General features: G+C 27.3%; 7 protein-coding genes. 4 read left to right on the plus strand and 3 right to left on the minus strand.

Going from position 1 to position 5,804, the window contains the following annotated elements:
* Positions 1-101: 101 nt before the first annotated feature.
* The 3 genes from E6A48_RS04535 to E6A48_RS04545 are packed head-to-tail and all read left to right on the plus strand — an operon-like array spanning position 102 to position 1,578.
* A complete protein-coding gene (locus E6A48_RS04535; protein WP_219708858.1) occupies positions 102-548 on the plus strand; it encodes a Spy/CpxP family protein refolding chaperone in 447 nt (148 codons plus the stop codon).
* A gap of 8 nt (positions 549-556) precedes the next feature.
* Positions 557-1,111, plus strand: coding sequence for an RNA polymerase sigma factor (locus tag E6A48_RS04540; RefSeq protein WP_014935839.1), 555 nt, complete (start codon positions 557-559; stop codon positions 1,109-1,111).
* A complete protein-coding gene (locus tag E6A48_RS04545) occupies positions 1,108-1,578 on the plus strand; it encodes a zf-HC2 domain-containing protein (RefSeq protein ID WP_219708859.1) in 471 nt (156 codons plus the stop codon). Before E6A48_RS04540 ends, E6A48_RS04545 begins: the two co-directional genes overlap by 4 nt.
* Before the next feature lie 2 nt (positions 1,579-1,580).
* On the opposite strand, the gene E6A48_RS04550 is transcribed toward E6A48_RS04545, so the two are convergent.
* Positions 1,581-3,119, minus strand: coding sequence for an ATP-binding protein (locus E6A48_RS04550; RefSeq protein WP_219708860.1), 1,539 nt, complete (start codon positions 3,117-3,119; stop codon positions 1,581-1,583).
* A gap of 24 nt (positions 3,120-3,143) precedes the next feature.
* Entirely contained in the window at positions 3,144-3,626 is a 483-nt protein-coding gene (locus tag E6A48_RS04555) for an ATP-binding protein (RefSeq protein WP_219708861.1), read from the minus strand.
* Between the two features lie 196 nt (positions 3,627-3,822).
* On the opposite strand from E6A48_RS04555, the gene mtnK reads away from it, so the two are divergent.
* A complete protein-coding gene (mtnK, locus tag E6A48_RS04560) occupies positions 3,823-5,019 on the plus strand; it encodes an S-methyl-5-thioribose kinase (protein ID WP_219708862.1) in 1,197 nt (398 codons plus the stop codon).
* A gap of 87 nt (positions 5,020-5,106) precedes the next feature.
* Here mtnK and E6A48_RS04565 read toward each other — a convergent pair whose 3' ends face one another.
* Positions 5,107-5,673: a hypothetical protein gene (locus tag E6A48_RS04565; protein WP_219708863.1), complete on the minus strand. Its 567-nt coding sequence runs from the start codon at positions 5,671-5,673 to the stop codon at positions 5,107-5,109.
* Between the last annotated feature and the right edge of the window lie 131 nt (positions 5,674-5,804).

Genomic DNA, 5,804 nt, shown 5'->3' on the forward strand with positions numbered 1-5,804 from the left:
ATATAAAATACATATAAAAACTGGGAACTTTTTTCGATATATATACGTCTAATATTTTGTAATTAAAGAGATATATTTGATTAGAGAGGTTTAGTTAGTACATGAAAAAGAGGTTTGCATTATTATTTATATTATTATTTTCATCACTTCTTATTGCTCAGCCTCCGGCACCCGGGCATGGAAGAGGCATGATGAGGGGGAGAGGAATGCATAGAGGAACTGATAAATTAGGTCCAGATGCTTTACGTTTTTTACAAATGGCAGGTATAGTATTGACAGAAGAGCAAACAAAGAAAGTTTATGATATAGCTATTAAATTTGTACAAGAAGAAGAAAGTATTAGACTAGAAATAGAAAAGATAGATTATAGTATAAGAGAAGAACTTATTAAGGATAATCCAGATAGAAACATGCTAAAGAATCTTATTAAGGATAAAAAAGATTATGAAGCAGAGAGAGATTATTTGAAAATGGTTCGCGATTTAGATATAATAAATGTATTAACACCTCAGCAAAGATCTCAGCTTCACAATTGCAAAATGAGGTAATTATTTTTATGAGTGGTGTAGAGATGGCGTTTGATGAAAATAATTTTTTAGAAGCCTTTAAAAAAGGAGATGAAGAGGCTTTCAAAGAGCTTATGGAGGCTTATAAAAAACCTTTAATTAATCTTGTATATTCTCTTATTTCTAATTATGATGAGGCAGAAGAGATTGTACAAGATGTTTTTGTGAGCTTTTATATAAAGAGGGAGAGCTTTGAAGGAAGGTCTAAGATTTATACTTGGCTTTATAGGGTTTCTTTCAATAGGGCAGTTGACCATATAAGAAAAAAAGAGAGAGAAAAAAGATACAGACTCAAAGAATACAGAAATGCCCAGATGCAGGAAGCTCATGATAATGACAGTATAAATAAAATCATTATAGCAGAGAGTTTATCTAAATTGGAAGATGATTTTAGAATACCTCTTATGATGGCAGAATATGAGAATTATTCTTATACTGAGATATCTGAGAAATTGGACTTGCCTGTTAATACCGTAAGAACAAGGATATTTAGGGCAAGAAAGAAATTATTAGAAATAATAAAAAAAATGGGGGTAACTTTATGAACAACACACATGAGTATTATGAAATGCTTATTAGCAGATATAAAGATAATGATTTAAATGATGAAGAAATATTAGAAATGGAAAATCATTTGCATGAATGTGCTAAGTGTAGAAAGTTTCAAGAAGAAATTTTTGCTATGTCATCTATTTTAACTGGGAAGATTCCCATAGAAGTAAATAACACCAAAAAGAAATTTAAATTTGTACCTTATATTGCTTCTATAGCAGCTATGTTATTAATATTTATTGGAATAGGTGTAGTCATTAACAATAATAATACCGCATCTGCTCCAATAGTAGCTTCAACTACTGTTTCTCAAGAACAACAAGAAGAAGATGTATATAGCGATGATGTCTACAGCGATTATGCTCTTTTATCTACATACTTTGATTATGCCGAAGAAAATCAAAGCACTGAAGAAGATAGCATAACAGTATTATCTGCTTATATGGCTTATATGGAATAAAATTAATTTTTAGAAGTATTAACAACGCCAAAAGGTATTCTTAATTTTACTATAGTACCTGCACCTTCAGAGCTATCTATATTAATTGCTCCTTGCATAGTATCAAGAAGATCTTTGACTACAGATAAACCTATTCCTATTCCACCGTATTCTCTTTCAAATCTTGAGTCGCTTTGATAGAATGGTATGAAGATTTTCTTTAATTTGCTTTGCTTTATTCCTTTGCCTGTATCTTTTACCGTAATTTCTATTTCATTTGGTATGATGTTTTGCATAGAATGATAATTAAATAAGTCTGGTGATAAATCTATAACTTTAGTTTCAATAGTATCAAGCATTCTAACGTTTATAGATATTGTTCCAGACTTTGTAAATTTAAAGGCATTAGATATTATACCTTCCATTATTAATCTAAATCTCTCTTTATAGCCTATTAGAGTTTTACAATTTTCTTCTATATTTATTTCTGTATTAATATCTTTTGGGTATAAAATTTTATATCCTTCTATTATTGAATTTAATTCATCTTCAACATTAAATTCAGAAGTATAACTATAGCTTTCATCATCTTTAATAGCAATCTGTATTAAATTATTATTATTGTCATATAATTTTTTTATACTTCTAGATATGACATTAATAGCTTCTTCTTTTTTTTCTTCGGCTAATGTTTTTCTTTTTAATAAATTAATATATCCCATTATCTCTGTAAATGGATGTCTAAGTTCATGAGTGATAGTGGCTTTAAACTCTCTTATAAGCTTATTATAATAATTAACACTTTTTTTCAAAGAGTTTATTTCATTAAATAAAGAAACTAATCTTTTTTGTAATATATCAGTATGTTTTTTTTGCTGTTCATAGAGTATTGAAAAATAAAGTCTGTTTAATCCTATTTCTGTACCAGCATTTTTTATTATTCCCTCTTTGCACCACTTTATGGCCTCAGTAAACTCTACAAAAAAAGAATCAATATTCTCTTCCATAACAGAGCCGTCAGTTTTCACTTTTTTAGGTTTTAATCCTGTTATATCACATGTGGCAATATTTATTCTCTCTGTGATAATTCCAGAAGAGCTATAATATTGATGTCCTAAAACTTTAATATTCTTTATATTAACACTATATCCTGTTTCTTCTTCCAATTCTCTTTGAGCACATTTTCGTATACCCATATTACTATCTTTCATGTTAAGTTCATCTTCTTCGAGCATTCCAGCTGGAAACTCTAAAAATGACATAATATTTTCATCTATTTCGGCCGCACTTTTATTATTTAATACTTTTTCTTTGTAATAAACAACAGGTCTGAAATTTTTAATCATAAGTACATGCATTTGATTATCTATATAAGCATATGGAACTATTATAACAGCATCAGATCCTTTTCTGTTAATGATATCGCAATTATATTCTCTTGAAAAACTGCCATCATCATATTCATTTATAGCTATAAATCTTTCTAATGTAACAAAACCAGTATCCAATTTTATTTCAGGAGATTTATGAAAAAATTTAGTATCTTTGACTTTTTTAGGCATAATAGTTTTCTCTTTATTATCATTTTATATATTCTTATTGAATTTTTTAATGAGTGTAATAACATTTCCTTTTTTATTATGCTTTACCTCATCAAAATAGGATTTTATTATTATAATTCCTCTTCCACTTTCTCTAGCAAAACCTTCATCTTTAATTGTTTTTAATGCTTTATTTATATTAAATCCTTCTCCGCTATCTTTTACCGTGATTGTAATAGTTTTATCATCTTTATTTATATCTAAAGTTAATTCTATATTTGTATTTTGTGCAAGTTCACTTTTTAATAATTCTTTTAATTTTTTATTATATATATTTTTTTGAAGCCACTCTTTTTTTTGTTCATATAATATATTGAGATTACCATGCTCTATAGCATTTATTATTACTTCATATAATGCTGATGAAAAAAGGTCTGTATCTATTATATATTTATCTATTTTTAGACATATATTTTCTATGAGTTTGCTTATATGATCTAAATCATTGTCTAGTATATATTTTTCCACTTCAAAACAACCCTATAATAGCTTTATTACAAAGTATACCATTATAATGATATTATATCAAATTTAATATTTATATTTTTTTATGAAGTATTGCTCATTAGTTGTAATTTTTATATTGAATAATTGTATTTTAGTGGTATTTTTTGTATTTTATTAATATAATATTAATGATAATACTACTTTAAGGATATAAATAATGTGTAAATTTGATAAACACTTTTTAATGAGTACGGAAGATGTAAAAGAATATTGTAAAAAAGTTTTAAAATATTTTAATGAAGATGAAGAAATTGAGGCTATTGAAATAGGGGACGGCAATATAAATTATGTATTTAAGGTTTTTAGTAAAGATAAATCCATTATAATAAAACAGGCTGATGAGTTTTTACGCTCTTCTGGCAGGGCTTTAGATGTTTATAGAAGTAAGATAGAGGCAGAAATATTAAAAATAGAGTATTCTTTGTCTCCTAATCATATACCTAAAATATACTCTTATGATGAGAATATGCATGCTTTGGCTATGGAAGATATATCTGATTATAAAAACATGCGTAAAGAGTTATTAGAAGAAAAAGAGTTTGATAATTTCTCTGATGAGATTGCTGAGTTTTTATCTAATGTTTTGCTTCCAACAACAGATTTAGTAATGGATAGAGCGAAAAAAAAAGATAATGTTAAGCTTTTTATAAATAAAGAATTATGTGATATTACAGAAGATTTAGTTTTAACAGAGCCTTATTACAATTATAAAAATAGAAACATAATATCTAAAGGTCAAGAAGATTTTGTAGAGAAGTTTTTGTATAATGATGAAAGCTTAAAGTTTGAAATATGCAAATTGAGAGATAGGTTTATGAATTATTCTCAGGCACTTATACATGGAGATTTGCATACGGGGTCTATATTTATAAACAAAAACGGCATAAAAATAATAGACCCTGAGTTTGCATTTTATGGACCTATTGGTTATGATATTGGAAATGTTATAGGAAACTTATTTTTTACTTTAGCTAATAAAACTTATTTTTCTAATAATAAGGATTTTGTTCAATGGATAAAGAAAACAATAATAGATACGTTTAATAAAATAAATATTTCTTTAAGAAAGAAGTATGATGATATAGTTACATTTAGTCTTTATAGAAATGAGAGTTTTAAAGAATACTATTTGAGTTCTATATTATCAGATTCTATAGGATATGCAGGCACGGAGATGATAAGAAGAACGGTAGGGGATTCTAAGGTAGCTGAAATATCATCTTTAGAATTATCTGATAAAAAACTTATGATGGAGAGAGCATTAATAAAAACAGCAATATTATTTATAAAAAATAGAAATAGCATAAATGAAGGAAAAAAATTAATAGATATATTTGAGTTTATAAAAGAGTAAGATTTCATAGATAAATAAACTTTTAATACTAAAAAGGCTTAATCTTAAATAAAAAGATTAAGCCATTATTTTAGAAGAACTAAAATATTAGAACCAGTATCTGAATCCTAATTGACCAGCAAATCCAAAGAATGCATCAGCAGCCCAACCGCTTCCGCCATCGCCTATATATAATCCTAATAATCTAAATCCACCGCTTCCAACAGTAAGTACATTTACACTAGGAGCTAATTCCACAAATACTTCCCAATTTTTAGCAAATATAAAAGAGAATCCTATAGGTACTCTTAAAGCAGCATTAATATTCCAATATTGGCTTCCAAAATCAACACTTGCTCCAAGACCAGGTCCTAAATAGAAGTGAATACCAACTGAATCTTGTAACAAAGGAATTTTTAATCCCCACCAATCCATAGTAAATCCGATACCAAAATGCTGATAATTATCAGTAAATAATATTCTTCCTGTTAATCCAAACATTAAAGGAACACCATTAAATTGTCCTGTTAAACCTAAAGAAGCTTGAGCAGGAAAACCACCCATAAATGCAGCACCGATAGCGGCACCATCAGCATATGCAGCTTGTGCTTGGGTAGGAACAGTTGTTATTAATGCTAAAGCAAGAATAACAGATAACACAATTCTTCTTAACATAATACATCTCCATTTATTAGTATAATTTCAATATATATTTTTTGATTAAAAAAGTCAATAGATTTGTAGTTGGTATGATATGAATTGTTTTATGCATATATTGTTTTTATATAAGTTTTTAAGTTTAAAAA

The organism is Brachyspira pilosicoli (assembly GCF_019402445.1).
Lineage (GTDB): Bacteria > Spirochaetota > Brachyspiria > Brachyspirales > Brachyspiraceae > Brachyspira > Brachyspira pilosicoli_B.

Excerpts from the sequence above, each read along its gene's own strand:
- E6A48_RS04545 (WP_219708859.1), top strand. The coding sequence starts at position 1,108 with ATGAACAACACACATGAGTATTATGAAATGCTTATTAGCAGATATAAA.
- E6A48_RS04565 (WP_219708863.1), bottom strand. The coding sequence starts at position 5,673 with ATGTTAAGAAGAATTGTGTTATCTGTTATTCTTGCTTTAGCATTAATA.
- E6A48_RS04550 (WP_219708860.1), bottom strand. The coding sequence starts at position 3,119 with ATGCCTAAAAAAGTCAAAGATACTAAATTTTTTCATAAATCTCCTGAA.
- mtnK (WP_219708862.1), top strand. The coding sequence starts at position 3,823 with ATGTGTAAATTTGATAAACACTTTTTAATGAGTACGGAAGATGTAAAA.
- E6A48_RS04540 (WP_014935839.1), top strand. The coding sequence starts at position 557 with ATGAGTGGTGTAGAGATGGCGTTTGATGAAAATAATTTTTTAGAAGCC.
- E6A48_RS04535 (WP_219708858.1), top strand. The coding sequence starts at position 102 with ATGAAAAAGAGGTTTGCATTATTATTTATATTATTATTTTCATCACTT.